Origin of the sequence: Streptomyces sp. NA04227 (genome assembly GCF_013364195.1) — a bacterium.
GTDB lineage: Bacteria > Actinomycetota > Actinomycetes > Streptomycetales > Streptomycetaceae > Streptomyces.
The window spans coordinates 2,507,796-2,522,568 of sequence record NZ_CP054918.1; the positions used below are offsets into that span (position 1 = coordinate 2,507,796).

At 70.6% G+C, this 14,773-nt stretch carries 15 protein-coding genes, 1 tRNA gene and 1 pseudogene; 4 read left to right on the forward strand and 13 right to left on the reverse strand.

Annotated features, from left to right (window positions below):
• The first annotated feature begins 99 nt into the window (after positions 1-99).
• Positions 100-573 (forward strand): SsgA family sporulation/cell division regulator, encoded by a 474-nt coding sequence (locus HUT18_RS10565; RefSeq protein WP_176099845.1) that lies wholly within the window; start codon positions 100-102, stop codon positions 571-573.
• Between the two features lie 35 nt (positions 574-608).
• On the opposite strand, the gene HUT18_RS10570 is transcribed toward HUT18_RS10565, so the two are convergent.
• The 8 genes from HUT18_RS10570 to HUT18_RS10605 all read right to left on the reverse strand — a co-directional run bounded on the left by HUT18_RS10570 (position 609) and on the right by HUT18_RS10605 (position 9,777).
• On the reverse strand, positions 609-2,000 hold the full coding sequence (locus HUT18_RS10570) for an FAD-binding oxidoreductase (RefSeq protein ID WP_176099847.1): 1,392 nt from the start codon (positions 1,998-2,000) through the stop codon (positions 609-611).
• A 91-nt stretch (positions 2,001-2,091) separates the two neighbouring features.
• Positions 2,092-3,243 (reverse strand): 4-hydroxyphenylpyruvate dioxygenase, encoded by a 1,152-nt coding sequence (gene hppD, locus HUT18_RS10575; RefSeq protein WP_176099848.1) that lies wholly within the window; start codon positions 3,241-3,243, stop codon positions 2,092-2,094.
• Positions 3,244-3,427: 184 nt separating this feature from the next.
• On the reverse strand, positions 3,428-4,225 hold the full coding sequence (locus tag HUT18_RS10580) for a S16 family serine protease (protein ID WP_176099850.1): 798 nt from the start codon (positions 4,223-4,225) through the stop codon (positions 3,428-3,430).
• 202 nt (positions 4,226-4,427) lie between these two features.
• Positions 4,428-5,069, reverse strand: a complete 642-nt coding sequence (locus HUT18_RS10585; RefSeq protein ID WP_176099851.1) for an IclR family transcriptional regulator — start codon at positions 5,067-5,069, stop codon at positions 4,428-4,430.
• A gap of 463 nt (positions 5,070-5,532) precedes the next feature.
• Positions 5,533-7,320, reverse strand: a complete 1,788-nt coding sequence (locus HUT18_RS10590; protein WP_176099853.1) for a DEAD/DEAH box helicase — start codon at positions 7,318-7,320, stop codon at positions 5,533-5,535.
• Between the two features lie 199 nt (positions 7,321-7,519).
• The gene (locus HUT18_RS10595) at positions 7,520-7,915 is read right to left on the reverse strand and encodes a type II toxin-antitoxin system death-on-curing family toxin (protein ID WP_176099855.1); all 396 of its coding nucleotides are present in this window, start codon (positions 7,913-7,915) and stop codon (positions 7,520-7,522) included.
• 7 nt (positions 7,916-7,922) lie between these two features.
• Positions 7,923-8,087, reverse strand: coding sequence for a hypothetical protein (locus HUT18_RS10600; protein ID WP_176099857.1), 165 nt, complete (start codon positions 8,085-8,087; stop codon positions 7,923-7,925).
• Positions 8,088-8,211: 124 nt separating this feature from the next.
• On the reverse strand, positions 8,212-9,777 hold the full coding sequence (locus HUT18_RS10605; protein WP_176099859.1) for an MFS transporter: 1,566 nt from the start codon (positions 9,775-9,777) through the stop codon (positions 8,212-8,214).
• A 373-nt stretch (positions 9,778-10,150) separates the two neighbouring features.
• Here HUT18_RS10605 and HUT18_RS10610 point away from each other — a divergent pair.
• Positions 10,151-10,225: transfer RNA gene (locus HUT18_RS10610), tRNA-Cys, on the forward strand.
• Between the two features lie 118 nt (positions 10,226-10,343).
• Here HUT18_RS10610 and HUT18_RS10615 read toward each other — a convergent pair.
• Positions 10,344-11,207 carry a hypothetical protein gene (locus tag HUT18_RS10615; RefSeq protein ID WP_176099861.1) on the reverse strand — a complete coding sequence of 288 codons (864 nt, stop codon included), beginning with the start codon at positions 11,205-11,207 and terminating at the stop codon, positions 10,344-10,346.
• On the reverse strand, positions 11,204-12,157 hold the full coding sequence (locus tag HUT18_RS10620; protein WP_176099863.1) for a D-isomer specific 2-hydroxyacid dehydrogenase family protein: 954 nt from the start codon (positions 12,155-12,157) through the stop codon (positions 11,204-11,206). Before HUT18_RS10620 ends, HUT18_RS10615 begins: the two co-directional genes overlap by 4 nt.
• Before the next feature lie 137 nt (positions 12,158-12,294).
• On the opposite strand from HUT18_RS10620, the gene HUT18_RS10625 reads away from it, so the two are divergent.
• Both HUT18_RS10625 and HUT18_RS10630 read left to right on the forward strand, forming a co-directional pair.
• Positions 12,295-12,939: a hypothetical protein gene (locus HUT18_RS10625; protein WP_176099865.1), complete on the forward strand. Its 645-nt coding sequence runs from the start codon at positions 12,295-12,297 to the stop codon at positions 12,937-12,939.
• Between the two features lie 48 nt (positions 12,940-12,987).
• Positions 12,988-13,221, forward strand: a complete 234-nt coding sequence (locus HUT18_RS10630) for a hypothetical protein (protein ID WP_176099867.1) — start codon at positions 12,988-12,990, stop codon at positions 13,219-13,221.
• Between the two features lie 14 nt (positions 13,222-13,235).
• Here the strand turns inward: HUT18_RS10630 and HUT18_RS34300 are convergent, their stop codons facing one another.
• The 3 genes and pseudogenes from HUT18_RS34300 to HUT18_RS10640 all read right to left on the reverse strand — a co-directional run bounded on the left by HUT18_RS34300 (position 13,236) and on the right by HUT18_RS10640 (position 14,734).
• Positions 13,236-13,481 carry an SUKH-4 family immunity protein gene (locus HUT18_RS34300; RefSeq protein ID WP_368661566.1) on the reverse strand — a complete coding sequence of 82 codons (246 nt, stop codon included), beginning with the start codon at positions 13,479-13,481 and terminating at the stop codon, positions 13,236-13,238.
• A 129-nt stretch (positions 13,482-13,610) separates the two neighbouring features.
• Positions 13,611-13,826: pseudogene (locus HUT18_RS34305) on the reverse strand (SUKH-4 family immunity protein); the annotation flags it as partial.
• Between the two features lie 329 nt (positions 13,827-14,155).
• Positions 14,156-14,734: an AAA family ATPase gene (locus HUT18_RS10640; protein WP_303246579.1), complete on the reverse strand. Its 579-nt coding sequence runs from the start codon at positions 14,732-14,734 to the stop codon at positions 14,156-14,158.
• Between the last annotated feature and the right edge of the window lie 39 nt (positions 14,735-14,773).

The following is a 14,773-nucleotide window of genomic DNA, read 5'->3' on the forward strand; positions in this document are numbered from 1 at the left end:
AAAACTTTCCGAAACCCGCGTAATGCTTCGCCACCTGCGGTGTCTCACCTTGCACGGGCGCGGCCGAAGGGCTGCCCGCCGAAGAAAGGAAAGACCCTCATGCACAGCGTGGTGGAACGCGAACTCGAGCTGCATCTGGTGCTGTCGCCAGAGCGCAGCATCCCGGTACCGGCCCGGTTCACCTATCGCACGGACGACCCCTTCGCCGTCCACATCACCTTCCACATCGGCTCGGAGAGCCCGGTGCACTGGACCTTCGCCAGGGAACTGCTCGTGGAGGGCGTGTTCCGCCCGTGCGGCCAGGGCGACGTACGGGTGTGGCCGACCAAGTCGCAGGGCCGCAGCGTGGTGCTCATGGCACTCAGCTCGCCCGACGGCGACGCGCTGCTCGAGGCGCCGGCCGCCATCGTCTCCGCCTGGCTGGAGCGGACCCTGAGGGTGGTTCCTCCGGGCTCTGAGGGCGAGCGGCTCCGCATTGACGACGGCCTCGCCGAGCTGCTCGCTCCCACTGTGGCCGACGACCTCTGGCTCAGCGACCCGTGGCAGCTGGACGACCAGCAGGACGGGGAGTGAGGCGGAGGTCCCGGAATGCGCCTGCGAGCAGCCGGTCAGAACAGCTTGCCCGGGTTGAGGATGTTCAGCGGGTCGAAGGCGTGCTTGACCGCCCGCTGCATCTCCAGGCCCACGGGCCCGAGTTCGCGTGCCAGCCACTCCTTCTTGAGTACGCCGACGCCGTGCTCCCCGGTGATGGTGCCGCCGAGGTCCAGGCCGAGGGCCATGATCTCGTCGAAGGACTCACGGGCGCGCCGGGACTCCTCGGCGTCGGAGGCGTCGAAGCAGACGGTGGGGTGGGTGTTGCCATCGCCCGCGTGGGCGCACACCCCGATGGTGAGGTCGTGCTTGTCCGCGATCCGCCGGACGCCTTCGAGGAGGTCGGCGAGCCGGGAACGCGGTACGCAGACGTCGTCGATCATCGTGGTGCCCTTGACCGCCTCCAGCGCGGTGAGCGACAACCGCCGTGCCTGGAGCAGCAGTTCGGACTCGGCCTGGTCCTCGGCCGGGACGACCTGGGTGGCACCGGCGGCCTCGCACAGGGCGCCGACCACGGCGAGGTCGGCGGCCGGGTCACTGCTGTCGAAGGCGGCGAGCAGCAGCGCGTCGGTGCTCTCGGGAAGGCCCATCCGCGCGAAGGAGTTGACCGCGCGCAGCGTCGTACGGTCCATGAGTTCGAGCAGGGCGGGCGCCCCGGCCCGGCTGCCGTCCGGTGCCCCGGCGCCCATGATGGCGACCACCGCCTCGCAGGCGGCCCGGACACTGTCGAACTCGGCGGCGAGCACCAACTGCGGCGGCGGCGCGGGCCGCAGTCCGAGCACCGCCTTCACCACCACACCGAGGCTGCCCTCGGACCCGACGAACAGCCGGGTCAGGTCGTATCCGGCGACGCCCTTCGCCGTGCGCCGCCCGGTGCTCATCAGGCGTCCGTCGGCGAGGACGACCTCCAGGCCGAGGACGTACTCCGCGGTGACCCCGTACTTGACGCAGCACAGCCCGCCCGAGGCGGTGCCGATGTTGCCGCCGATCGTGCACTGTTCCCAACTGGAGGGGTCCGGCGGGTAGAAGAGGCCCTCGGCGAGAACCGCCTTGGACAGGTCCGCGTTGATCACTCCCGGCTCGACGACCGCGATCCGGTCGACGGGGTTGATCTCCAGGATGCGGTCCATCTTCACCAGCGACAGGGCAATGGAGCCCGCGCTGGTGTTGGCCGCCCCGGAAAGGCCGCTGCGCGCGCCCTGCGGGACCACCGGCACCCGCAGTTCGGTCGCGGTGCGCATGATGTGCTGCACCTCTTCGACGGTGCGCGGCAAGGCGACCACGGCGGGTGGCTCGGAGTCGCAGAAGCTGGCCATGTCGTTGGCGTAGGCGGCGGTGACATCGGGGTCGGTGAGGACCGCCCCGTCGGGCAGTCCGGCACGGAGGCGCTCGACGAGAGTGCTGCTCATGATCACACCATGGCACCGGTCGCCTCCGCTGGGAAGCCATCGGCCGTCATCGGCGCCACGGTGTCCGCCCGCGCATGCCCGGCCCGCGCGCTCAGAGGTTTCCGCGCTTGGCCTGCTCCCGCTCGATGGCCTCGAACAGCGCCTTGAAGTTGCCCTTGCCGAAGCCCATCGAGCCGTGCCGTTCGATGATCTCGAAGAACACGGTCGGCCGGTCCTGGACCGGCTTGGTGAAGATCTGCAGCAGATAGCCGTCCTCGTCGCGGTCGGCCAGGATCTTCAGCTCGCGCAGCGTCTCCAGCGGCACCCGCGTCTCGCCGACCCACTCCCCCAGGGTCTCGTAGTACGAGTCCGGGGTCTCCAGGAACCGCACGCCCCCCTCCCGCATGATGCGCACCGTACGGACGATGTCGTCCGTGACCAGGGCGATGTGCTGCACCCCCGCGCCGCCGTAGAACTCCAGGTACTCGTCGATCTGCGACTTGCGCCTGCCCTCGGCGGGCTCGTTGATCGGGAACTTGACGGTACGGGTGCCGTCGGCGACCACCTTCGACATCAGCGCGCTGTACTCGGTGGCGATGTCGTCGCCCACGAACTCCTTCATGTTCGTGAAGCCCATGACCCGCTGGTAGAAGCCGACCCACTCGTTCATCCTGCCGAGTTCGACGTTGCCCACACAGTGGTCGATGGCCCGGAAGGTGCGCCTGGGCGGCGGGGCCACGAGCGGCTTGGCGGGCGAGAAGCCCGGCAGGTACGGGCCGTGGTAGCGGGTCCGGTCGACCAGGGTGTGCCGGGTCTGGCCGTAGGTGCCGATGGCGGCCAGGACGACGGTGCCGTACTCGTCGGTGAGCTCGTACGGCTCGGTGAGCGAGCGGGCACCGTGGGCGAGGGCGTACGCGTGGGCCGCGCGGGCGTCCGGCACCTCCAGGGCGAGGTCGACCACGCCGTCACCGTGCGCGGCCACATGCTCCGCGAGAAACCCCGACCAGTCGTCGGCAGCCTTGATCACCGAGGTCAGGACGAACCGGGCCGAGCCGTTCTCCAGCACGTAACTCGCCGTCTCACGGCTGCCGTTCTCCGGTCCGGCGTACGCGACAAGCCGCATCCCGAACGCGCTGGAGTAGTAGTGGGCGGCCTGCCGGGCGTTGCCCACGGCGAAGACGACCGCGTCCATGCCCTTGACCGGGAAGGGCTCGGCCCCCTCGGCGGTGACGGCTCCGGAGTCGACGTGTGCGGAAGTACCCATGTCCGCAGGCTCCCGCCGAACGGCGAGGTGCGCAATACGGGCATATCGCTACGGGTGGGGTGGGGCCACTCCGGCCCTCGGTAAGGCGGACAAGAGGTAAGGCGGACAAGAAGGCCGTTCAACCCGGCCTCGCCGCGCTCCTCAACAGAAGGGGACCGCTCTCCAGCGGGACGGGACCCGCTCCTCAGCAGGAGGGGACCCGCTGCCCCTTGTCCAGCGCGCTCAGCGACTGCACCGCGCCCTTGAGGTCGGTCACCGGGATCAGCCGCAGCCCCTCGGGGAGCTCCGCCTCGGCCTGGTCGCACTCGTCCTTCGGGACCAGGAAGACGGTGGCTCCGTCGCGCCGGGCGGCCTGGGTCTTGAGTTCCACGCCGCCCACGGCGCCGACCTTGCCGTCGGCCGCGATGGTGCCGGTACCGGCGATCACGCGGCCACCGGTCAGATCGCCACCCGAGCCGTTGCCGTCGAGCTTGTCGACGATACCGAGCGCGAACAGCAGCCCCGCGCTCGGGCCGCCGACCCGGGCGAGCCGCAGCTCCACGTCGACCTTGCCGGGGTCCTCACCGAGGTGCTTCAGGGCAGCCTGGGTGGCGGTGTCCTGCGACTTCTCCATCTGGTCGAGGTTGTGCCGCTCGATCTCCTCGGTGGTGTCGCCGCTCGGATAGACCGAGTCGTACGGCATCACCGCGCGGTCCTCACGGAACCAGTTGTCCCAGACGTCGCCGAGGTCCACCCGGGTGCCCGGACCGGTCGCCACGATCGTCGTCATCAGCAGCCGGCCCTCGGTCTTGCGGGTCGGCGCACCGGAGATCGTGATCACCGGCTCACCCTTGTTGCTGCCGAGCACATCGGCCGTCGAACCGGGCTGCGCCACGGCGAACGGCAACGGCGCGAACACCGCCGTGGCGAGCAGCGCCACCACGGGCAGCGCGCAGACGGCCAGGATCTTGGGGCGGGAGAGGCGAGAGAGGCGGGAGAGCACGGGTCAAATCTAACGGGTGGGGGGTGCGGGGATTTCCGGGGCGGGTGCGGACTCTTCGCGGGCGTGGGCGTGCGGGGCTTTTCGCGGGCCTGGGCGTCGGGGCTTCGCCTGCCCGAGCGTGGGGGCTTTCGCCTGCCCGGGCGTGGGGGCTTTCGGGGTCCCGGGCGTGGGGGGGTTTTCGCGGGCCCGGGTGCCTGCCCGCTCAGCGCAGGGCGTCCGCCACCTCGCGGGCGGCCTCGACCACACGTACGCCGACCCGTTCGGGTACGGACTCGGCGAGCATGACCACGCCGACGCTGCCCTCTATACCGGTGACGCCGAGCAGCGGTGCCGCGGCGCCGCTGGCCCCGGCCTCCAACTCGCCGTGGGTGAGCGTGTATCCGGGGTCCGCGCCGACGGCCTGGCGGGCGGCGAGTATCGCCCGGCCCGCCGCGCCCCGGTCCAGCGGGTGACGGAAACCGGCGCGGTAGGCGACGTGGTAGTCGGTCCAGGTCGGCTCCACCACGGCGACGGCGAGCGCCTCCGTACCGTCGACCAGGGTGAGATGCGCCGTGGCGCCGATGTCCTCGGCCAGGGACCGCAGCGCGGGCAGCGCGGCCTCCCGTACCAGTGGGTGGACCTGGCGGCCCAGCCTCAGCACACCGAGGCCGACCCGGGCCCGGCCACCGAGGTCGCGCCGGACCAGGGCATGCTGTTCCAAGGTGGCGAGCAGCCGGTACACCACGGTCCGGTTCACCTCGAGCCGGTGGGACAGCTCGGTGACGGTCAGCCCGTGGTCGGTGTCGGCAAGCAGCTTGAGGACACGGAGTCCTCGGTCGAGCGTCTGGGATGTCTCCGCGGTCACGACGCCCACTCCTTCGTAGTGAGTCGACGGCCCCTGCTGGAGACGTTGCCTGTCCCAGGACGACGCGCGGTCAGAGGCCGCCGGACGGTGGACGGCCAGGAGCAATTTCCGGCCGCCCAGGACCGGCTGCGCTCCGCGGCGGCGCTGCCACGGGGCGTGTGCGTAGCGGGACAGTAGCGAGCGGGGTTCGGTCAGCGGAAGACTTGGTCCAGAATCCGGGCAGACCAAAGATCACGTGCGTGGCTGATTGTCCCGTTGTGCACAGGGGGCAAGTTGATGGCACGGGGGGCCAGCTTCTCCAACTGGCCCGCGGGGGCGCGTTCGACGGACGGCAGCGAAGTCCGGTAGCCCCCGTGTCTCCTGCCCCGCGGGGGCCCGGCTCGCACCGGGAGGGCGGGCGGAGTGACCGCTCTCACTCCCGCCGCCCGGAACGCGGCGGATCCGCGCCGGGCGGGCCCGGCGCTCAGCGCATCCGGGTCGCCCACTCCTGCACCTTGGCGATGCGCTGACGGATCTGGTTCGCGGTGGCCTCCGCGCTGGGCGGGCCGCCGCAGACCCGGCGCAGCTCGGTGTGGATCACGCCGTGCGGCTTGCCGCTCTGGTGTACGTACGCGCCCACCATCGTGTTCAACTGCTTGCGCAGTTCGAGCAGTTCCTTGTGCGAGACCACCGGGCGGCGCTCGGCGGGCAGTTCGAGGAGGTCGGCCTCCTCGTCGGGCTTCTTGCGGCTGTGCGCGATCTGCCGTGCCTGCCGCCGCTGGAGCAGCATCTGGACCTGGTCGGGTTCCAGCAGTCCGGGTATGCCGAGGTAGTCCTGCTCCTCCTCGCTGCCCGGGTGCGCCTGCATACCGAACTCGGCGCCGTCGTAGAGAACCCGGTCGAAGACGGCGTCGGACTCCAACGCCTCGAAGGGGAGCGTGTCCTGCTCTCCGGTGTCCTCGTCCTGTTCCCGGTTGGCCTCCTCCATCTCCTTCTCGGATTCGGCGTACGGGTCCTCTTCGCTCTCCTTCTTCGGCTTGTCGAGGACGTGGTCGCGCTCGACCTCCATCTCGTTCGCGAAGCCGAGCAGGTCCGGGATGGTCGGCAGGAAGACGGACGCGGTCTCGCCGCGCCTGCGGGAGCGTACGAAACGGCCCACGGCCTGCGCGAAGAACAGCGGGGTGGAGATGGTGGTCGCGTACACGCCGACCGCGAGCCGCGGTACGTCGACGCCCTCGGACACCATCCGCACCGCGACCATCCAGCGGGCCTCGTTGCCCGCGAACTCGTCGATACGGTCCGAGGCGCCGTTGTCGTCGGAGAGCACCACGGTCGCCTTGGTCCCGGTGATCTCCCGGATCAGCTTGGCGTACGCGCGGGCCGAGTCCTGGTCGGAGGCGATGACAAGGCCACCCGCGTCCGGGATGCCCTTCCTGACCTCGGTCAGCCGGTGGTCCGCGGCGCGCAGCACATTGGGCATCCAGTCGCCGCGCGCATCGAGCGCGGTACGCCAGGCCTGCGAGATCGCGTCCTTGGTCATCGGCTCGCCGAGCCGGGCCGCGATCTCGTCGCCCGCCTTGGTCCGCCAGCGCATATTGCCGCTGTAGGAAAGGAAGATGACCGGCCGGACCACGCCGTCGCCGAGCGCGCTGCCGTACCCGTACGTGTAGTCGGCGGCGGACCGCCGGATGCCGTCGTTGCCCTCCTCGTACCGCACGAACGGGATCGGGTTGGTGTCCGAACGGAACGGCGTACCGGTCAACGCGAGGCGCCGGGTGGCCGGTTCGAACGCCTCCAGACACGCCTCGCCCCAGGACTTGGAGTCACCGGCGTGGTGGATCTCGTCGAGGATCACCAGGGTCTTGCGCTGCTCGACCCGGTTGCGGTGCAGCATCGGCCGTACCCCGACACCCGCGTACGTGATGGCGATGCCCTGGTACTCGCGGCTGAGCGGCCCCGCGCTGTACTCGGGGTCCAGCTTGATCCCGATCCGCGCCGCCGCCTCGGCCCACTGCTTCTTCAGATGCTCGGTCGGCGCGACCACGGTCACCTGCTGCACGACGTGGTGGTGCAGCAGCCAGGAGGCCAGGGTGAGCGCGAAGGTCGTCTTACCGGCCCCGGGCGTCGCGACGGCGAGAAAGTCCCGCGGCTGCTCCTGGATGTACCGGTCCATCGCCCCCTGCTGCCAGGCACGCAGCTTGCCCGCCGTACCCCACGGGGCACGGCCGGGGAAGGCGGGTGAGAGGTGCGAGGAGGTGGTGGTGGTAGTCACGGTCTCCGGTGGGGGTCGCGGTTCGCGTCGGTCCCGGGGAGGGACCGGGCCACCCTACCGGGGCGCACCCGCGCGCCGGGTCCGGCGAGCCCCGGGGGCACGCGGGTGCGATTTAGTTCACGTTCCCGTGCGCGTTTTCACGTCGCTTCCCGTCGCTTTCCCGTCGCCTTCCCGTCGCTCAGGGAGGGGAACCGGCCGTTCACGCGGCCTCTTCCGCGGCCGCGTGCAGGGACCGCAGCCGCCCGGCGATCACTTCGGGCTCACCGAGCGCGCCGGAGGCCACCCCCACGACCAGCTCGTACGCCTCGTCCTGGTCCACGTCCAGCATCCGCACGCCGTGCAGATGCAGAAAGACCACCGTGCACATCCAGGACATCCGCTTGTTGCCGTCCACGAGCGGGTGATTGACAGCCAGGCCTTGCAGCAGGACCGCCGCCTTCTCGAAGAGCCCGGCGTAGGCCTCGACGCCCAGCATCGAGGAGGCGGGCCGGTGCAGGGCGGAGTCGAGCAGCCCGGCGTCCCGGACGGGCATCCGGCGCCCGGCGCAGCCGAGTTGGGTCAGGTCGAGCGCCTCGGGCGAGGTCAGGTAGCGCATCTCGTCCTCACTCCCCGAGCCGTCGCAGCAGTACGGCGTGACGGGCCGCGTAGCGGGCGCCGATCCGGCGGATTTCGTCGCTGTCCGGGACGGTGGGGTCCTCGGCCTCGACTTCGCCCCGCCCGGCAGAGGTCCTCAACTGGTCGTCACGCGGCTCTGGTTGGCGGTTCATGTGCAGAACGTACCTCTTGCACTACTTGCGGTGACAGCGAGTTTCCCGTGGGCGAGGCCGACTTGGGGCAACCGGGCAGCGGGCCGTACGGCGGTAGGGCCTCGGGCCGTACTGCGGTAAGCCGTCAGGCAGTCCGCAGCCTCCCCGCCACCCAAGCCCCCGCCAACGCCACCACCGCCATCGGCAGGAACACCACCACGAAGGCGCCCGGGTGGGAGGCCGCGGCGGTGGAGGTCGCCTCGTGGGTGCCGCCGCCGACGGCGCCGCCGCCCAGGGCCGCGAAGGCGGCGCCGCCACCGGCGAGCAGGACGATGTTGGACAGGCCGTCGGATATCTGGAGCGCGGCCGAATTGGTGCCCGCCTCCTGGGGCTTGGACAGCTTGAGCAGCAGCACGCTGGTGGAGGAGATCACCAGCCCCATGCCGAGACAGCCGAAGCCCCAGGCCACCGCGACCGTCCACACCGGCACCGCGTCCACGAGCACACTCGGCACGGCCGCTATCGCCGCCGCCACCAGGATCATGCCGATCACCACCAGGCGCTCCCGGTACGGCTCCACGCGCGGCCGGGACTGCACGAAGCTGCCGAGCGCCCAGGTCGCCCCGCCGAGCGCGAGCGAGAGACCGGCCGCGGTCGGTGAGAGGCCGCGCTGGGTGACCAGCATCAACGGGATGAACGACTCGGCGGCGATGAAGGACCCGGCCGCCACTCCGCGCAGCAGCACCACCGAGGGCAGCCCACGCGCCGCCCGGTACGTGCCGCGCGGCAGCAGCCCGAGTGCCGCGGGCACCATCAGCGCCGCGCCCACCGCGCCGGGCAGTACCGAGAACCAGTTCAGGTCCTGCGCCGCGTACTGCACGAGCCCCGCTCCGGCCGAGATGGCGAAGGCGAGCCGCAGCCGTCGCGCCCGCTCGCCGGGCGCCGCCTCCTGCGCGGTCCCGTCCTCGGCGGGCTCCGGCGGCCCGGAGGCGCGGCGGCGTATCTGCGGCAGCGCGAGCCCCAGCGGGAACAGGACGAGTGCCGGGATACCGATGAACACCCAGCGCCAGCCCAGGTGTTCGGTCACCGTGCCCGCCGCCAGCGGCCCCACCACCGACGGCACCACCCAGCTCGCCGCGAACGCCGCCATGATCGCGGGCCGCAGCCGCTCCGGGTAGGCCCGCCCGACCGTCACGTACAGCGCGACGATCACCAGCCCGCCACCGAGCCCCTGCACCGCGCGACCGAGCACGAACACCCACATCGCAGCCGCCGTACCGGACAGCAACAGCCCCGCCCCGAAGGCCGAGATCCCCGCCGCGAGCGGCCCCAGCGGCCCGTGCCGGTCCGCCCACTGCCCCGACAGCACCATGCCGAGCAGACTCGTCGTGAAGTACGCGGAGAACGCGAACGCGTACAGGGACACCCCGTCCAGCTCCCGCGCCGCCACCGGCATCGCGGTCCCCACCGCCGTCGCCTCGAAGGCGATCAGGAGGACCACGGAGACGATGCCGATGCTCAGGGAGCGGTAGGCGCCGGACAGCACGCCCTCCGTTGCCTCGCGCTTGCCGCTGCCGGACTCCGCCCCGCCGTTCTGCTGCGGCGGGGCGGTGGCGGTGATGCCGGGTGCACCCGGTGCACCGGGTTCGTGCGGTGGCGGCGGCTCGGTGGCGGAGGCGACGTCGGTGTCGCGGGCGTCCGGGGTTGTCATGCTCGCCAGAGTAAGGGGCATGTACGACAGTGACCCCTGTCGAGAGATGTGAGAACGGTCGGCCTTTGGGCCTACGTCGGGGGGTGGGGAGGGGCGGCACCGGGAGGCGGGGAGGGGCGGCTGCCCGGAGGCCGCGTTCATGAACGCGGTATGGCGGTCCTGTTGCGGCGGCCCGGGAACCCTTGAGGGAGATCGTCAGGGCTGCCTAACGTCGACGTATCGCGTTCGTCGGTACGTACCGAACGTCCGCCGATGGCCGTGTGCCCGAGAGGTTTAGGGGCGCGCCTGCGCTGTGCTCATCAGCGGGCTCCGCCCGCGGGGGGTTACGTGGGTTCGCTTCCCGCCACGAGGGGCGCGGTCGTGAATGCGTATTGGCCGTGTGCCCGAGAGGTTTAGGGGCCCGCCTGCAAAGCGGGTTACGTGGGTTCGATTCCCGCCACGGCCTCCAACTGCTCGACCAGGAAAGACGAATGGGCGGCACCCCTCGCGAGGTGCCGCCCATTCGTTGATCCGTCTCGGTTTCCGTCTCTCATCGGCCTTTACCGGCTCGGGGCGAGGGCTCCCTCTCAGCCTCCGACGACCACCGTGTCCGCGCTGTGCACCCAGAGTTGGTCGAAGTGCCGCGCCAGTGTGGCCCCGGGCTCCGTGGCAACCGAGAGTTCGAGATAACCGCGATCCTCGAGGCGCTCGGGCTGCGCGGGCGCGAGTGTTCCGATGAACCCCTGAAAGATCGCACGGTCCTGTCGGACGAAGTGCGCGTTGGGCGCGAGGGTGTATCCCCGGTACTCGAATCGGAGTCGGGCCTCCTCGCTCCAGCCCTCCACGACGTCCTTGATTCTGTTCTCGGAGTCCGCGAGTTGCCGGCGCAGCGTCCGAGCGTCGGCTCGGGGCCACGGAAGCACCATCGAGGCTTGCTCCAGCACACTGTCGTCAGCGACCGAGGAGAGACCCAGAACACGGATGTGCACCCCTCGTTTGGATGCGCGTTCAAGAGCCTGCAACAGGTCGACGTTGGCGAACTGGAGATTCCGGTACATCACCACATCGAGGTTGTGCTGGGCCTCGTTCACCATCCTGTTGAGGAACGGCGGAACGAAGTAGCCCTTTTCCACGAGTTGCGCGCCTCGTCCGCTGGTGCCGCCCCGGCTCCGGCTCATCGAATCCAGGGTCCGGCTTATCCCTTCTATCTGGCCGCAGAGCCTGACCAGCTCCTCGGCGAGCAGATGAGCATCGTCCTCTCGTCCTTGCCGCAGGAATCGCGCGGCAGACCTGAGGTGGCTGGCGAGCGAATCCGTGCCGTAGAGCCTGCGCAGCAAAGCCCGTTCCTCTCTCTGCGCGCAGTGCACAGACTGCACCTTGATCAAAGTGATGACCGTGATGACAAAGCCGATGACCCCGAAACCGGTGTTCAGGTCGTCTAACCAGCTCACTCCGAAAGCTCCTGTACGTCTCGTGCGACGGAGTCGACTACGGCATCGACCAGTCCGTCCACAGCCATGTCCTCCATTGCTCGGAGCGCCTCGACCGTCACCCCCGCCACATGAGGGCTCCACAACGCCGCGTCGCCGAGCATCGACGGAACGCCGTCCGCGGCGAGGCCGAAGTCGTCGACTGCGAACCGGAGATCGGGCCGCTCGGCGACCACAGCAGGAAGTGCCGAGAAGTCCAGGATCTCCTTCCTGGCGGTGTTGACCACGAGCGCTCCCGGCGGCAGCAGGGACAGCAATTCGGGCCCGAGCAAGCCACGTGTCCGGTCCGTCAGCGGCAGATGCACGCTGATGATGTCGCTGCGCCGGAAGAGCGCCTTCAGGTCCATCAGCGGGAGGTCGGGGTGAGCCTCGGGCCGACGCGTCCAGAACACCGTGTCGGTCCCGAACGCGCGCAGCATGGGCAAGAGCGCGCGGGCTGTCGCACCCGCACCCAGCACTCCCACGCGACGGCCCCGTATTTCCAGCGGAGGAGCGAGCAGCCCCGCGCGGTCCGCCCCGCTCAGCACTGCCGCGTGACCTGACAGCGCACGCTTGGAGACAGCCAGAATCATCATCATCGCGTGTTCCGCGACGGACACGGCGTTCACGCCTGGGGTGGTCACCAGGCGAATGCCACGGTCGCTCAACGCCGCCAGGTCCAGGTGGTCGGTTCCCGCTCCGACGGACGCGACGACCCCGAGCCGCGGCACGGCATCGAGTACGGAAGCGTCGATTCGCTCCCTGACCCCGATGACGGCGGCCGTGACCTCGTCACCCAGGGCAGCCAGCTCAGCGAGAGCGTGTTCCCTTGCCGAAACGACATGGACGTTCTCGAAAGTGGCGCTGAGTTCCCCGAAGGCGCGACGATTGTGTGCGAGGTCGGCCAAAGCTACGAAGACAGTCCCTTTCACGGGGCCATCTTGCCCTGCACAGAACATGGACACACCACGGCACCCCTGGGCGGAGCCACCGGCTGTCGCACCCAACTCCGTTCGTTTCCAAGGCTCTTGGCGTCGAGCACGGTCGAAGTGTCCCTAGAATGTTCGGCATGTCCGAAGACGCCTTCGCCGCCGCCCTCGCGGCCGCCCTTTCCGGGGCCGAAGAGGCGTATGCGCGCTGGGCGACGCCCGGTCCGGACCTCGGCCGTGACAGCGGCAGCGACGACTACAGCGGAGTCGATTGCGTTGCCGTCTCCGGTGACCGGATCTATCTCGTGCAGGCCAAGTACTTCGACGGCGACCGGCGGACCGGTCGGTCGGTGGAGGACTTCTGGCTGAGTGCCGCGCTGCGGGCCGAGCACACGAAGCGGTCCCTGGACGAGGTTCGCCGTCATCGGTCGGTCGTCGAGTTCGGGCTGCGGCTGCTGTCGTCGGCCGAGGACGTCACGGGACTTCCCTCGATCACGGCCCCCGCGACCGCTCCGGGTCTGGCCGCCGTCTGGGGCAGCCGCGTACTGCCGTCGTTGGACGAGCTCGCCCGGTCCGCCGAGGAGGCCGAGCGCTTCTGGCATGTCGCGGTGGCGGTTCTCGCGGAGCTTCTCGGGGTCCTGGTTCCCGTCCACAACGCGCAGGCGCCGCCCGGAGATTCCGCCCCTTGCGGGGTCATCCGGTTCGCTGCTCCCGTGATCCCTCGCGCGCCTGGAGGGCCGGTGCACTCACCGGTTCCTTCCAGTCTTTTCGTGCCCGCTGCCTGACGACCTCGTACGGGCGGCAGTGGGCCGTACGCGAGAGGTACAACAGCAGTGAACGACCCCACCGTGTGGGTACTGGCCCTGTTCGGCCTGATCAGCCTCTTCCTGGTGATGGGCACGAAGCTGGCCAAGGATTTCGAAGACTTCTGTACGGCGTGGATCGGTGCCTTCCGGCGGCTGCGTGAGCGCCTGCGGCACGGAGAGGACAGCCGAACTCCGGACGAGGAAGAGGGCGCGGACGAAGGTCCGGGTCAGGGCGGAGGAGGCCGGAGCCCGGGGCCCTGAGCCGCTCCTCGCCGCTACGCCACCGCCGTCGTCGCCTCCAGTCTGCGCAGCCAGAGGGCGAAAGCGAGGGTGGAGATGTCCGCGTGCAGGGCGCGTGGGTGCGCGTCTCCCGGGGTCCAGGTGAAGAGGGCTCCGGAGGGGCCGTCGAGGACGAGGTGCGCCGTCGCCAGGCGGCCGAGACGGATCAGGTCGTCCGCCGCGTCGGGGAGTGCCGGGGCCGCTGCGGGCTCCGAGGCCTGTCGGCGGCGCTGGCGCGGCACCCACTCGGCGGAGTCGCCAACCGGCCCCGTACCACTGCTCGTTGCGGTTGCCGGGCTCCTGCCTTCGCCCTCGGTGCCGTCCGGGCCACCGCCGCCCTCCGTCCCCGCCTCCGCCTCGCTCGTCTCCCTGTCCCGGTGGAAGTCCGAGAGCGTGGGCAGGGGCAGGTCGGTGTCGAGGTGGAACGGGAACGCTTCTTCGGGGAGGCCGACTTCGCGCAGAAAGCGGCGGGTGGGTTCGTGGGTCAGGGTGACCGGGAAGTCGACGTCCTCGAAGCGCATCACCCGGTGTGGGCCGAACTCCTCGACGAGGAGCCGCTGCGGGAGGTCGAGTATCAGGCCCGTCGCGGACGTGGACAGCCAGCCGCGCGCCCTCGTACGCGCGAAGGCGCGGGTGAGGCAGGGCAGCAGTTGCTCCGCCGCGTGCGCGGTCATGTCGCGCGCGCTCGGCGCCGCCGCCATGGCCGCGCTCGTCGCCGCGGCCGTGTCGCTCGTGCTCATCGTGCCCCCACGCGAGTGCCTCGGCAGGCGGCCGCCCACCGGCCGTCTCCCACTGCACCGAAGATTACGAGCCACCACTGACAACGCGGGCCGGCCTGCGCGAATGTACCCACTGATCCGTCAACTCCGGTTCGCGGCAACGAAAACCCCGACATCGCAAGGTTCCTGGTCTCGTGTCACCCGACGCGCGCGGAGGCAAGACCGGCAAGCAGTGCCTCCACCGTCTCGGCCACCGTCAGCGCCGAACTGTCCAGCCACAGGCCGATGTTCGGGGTTTCCTCGCGCAAACCACGGTCCAGCCGCGCCACGTCCCAGAGCTCGGCGCCCGCCCCGTACCCGGACTTGGCGCGTCCGGCCTCCCGTCGGGCGACTTCCTCCGGCTTCGGGGCGAGTACGACCACGTAGAGCGGGCGGGTGCGGACCAGGTCCACGTAGGCGGAGAGGTGGGGGCCGAGGATGACGTCCTGTACGACGGCGGTGAAGCCCTCGGCGGCGTAGGCGTCCGCCGTGGTGGCCGACAGGCGGTGGCGCAGGCGGAGTTGGGACTCCGCTTCGGCGCTGGCGCCGGGGATGTAGTCGGCGCGGCCGGAGACGACCATCCGGCGGAAGACGTCGCCGCGGACGTGGGCGGCCCGGGGCAGTCGCTCGGCCAGCGCCTGGGCGACCGTCGACTTGCCCGCGGCCATGATCCCGGTGAGGAGTACGACGCTGCCGCGCGGCGGGAGTTGGGCATCCGTGGCGGGCGGCGTGGTCACGTCCCGGTGCGCACGCCCGCCCACGTCCTGGCTCAACTC

Coding starts and splice junctions, on each gene's coding strand:
- HUT18_RS10565 (WP_176099845.1), top strand. CDS start 100: ATGCACAGCGTGGTGGAACGCGAACTCGAGCTGCATCTGGTGCTGTCG.
- HUT18_RS10570 (WP_176099847.1), bottom strand. CDS start 2,000: ATGAGCAGCACTCTCGTCGAGCGCCTCCGTGCCGGACTGCCCGACGGG.
- hppD (WP_176099848.1), bottom strand. CDS start 3,243: ATGGGTACTTCCGCACACGTCGACTCCGGAGCCGTCACCGCCGAGGGG.
- HUT18_RS10595 (WP_176099855.1), bottom strand. CDS start 7,915: ATGCGCTACCTGACCTCGCCCGAGGCGCTCGACCTGACCCAACTCGGC.
- HUT18_RS10600 (WP_176099857.1), bottom strand. CDS start 8,087: ATGAACCGCCAACCAGAGCCGCGTGACGACCAGTTGAGGACCTCTGCC.
- HUT18_RS10605 (WP_176099859.1), bottom strand. CDS start 9,777: ATGACAACCCCGGACGCCCGCGACACCGACGTCGCCTCCGCCACCGAG.
- HUT18_RS10625 (WP_176099865.1), top strand. CDS start 12,295: ATGTCCGAAGACGCCTTCGCCGCCGCCCTCGCGGCCGCCCTTTCCGGG.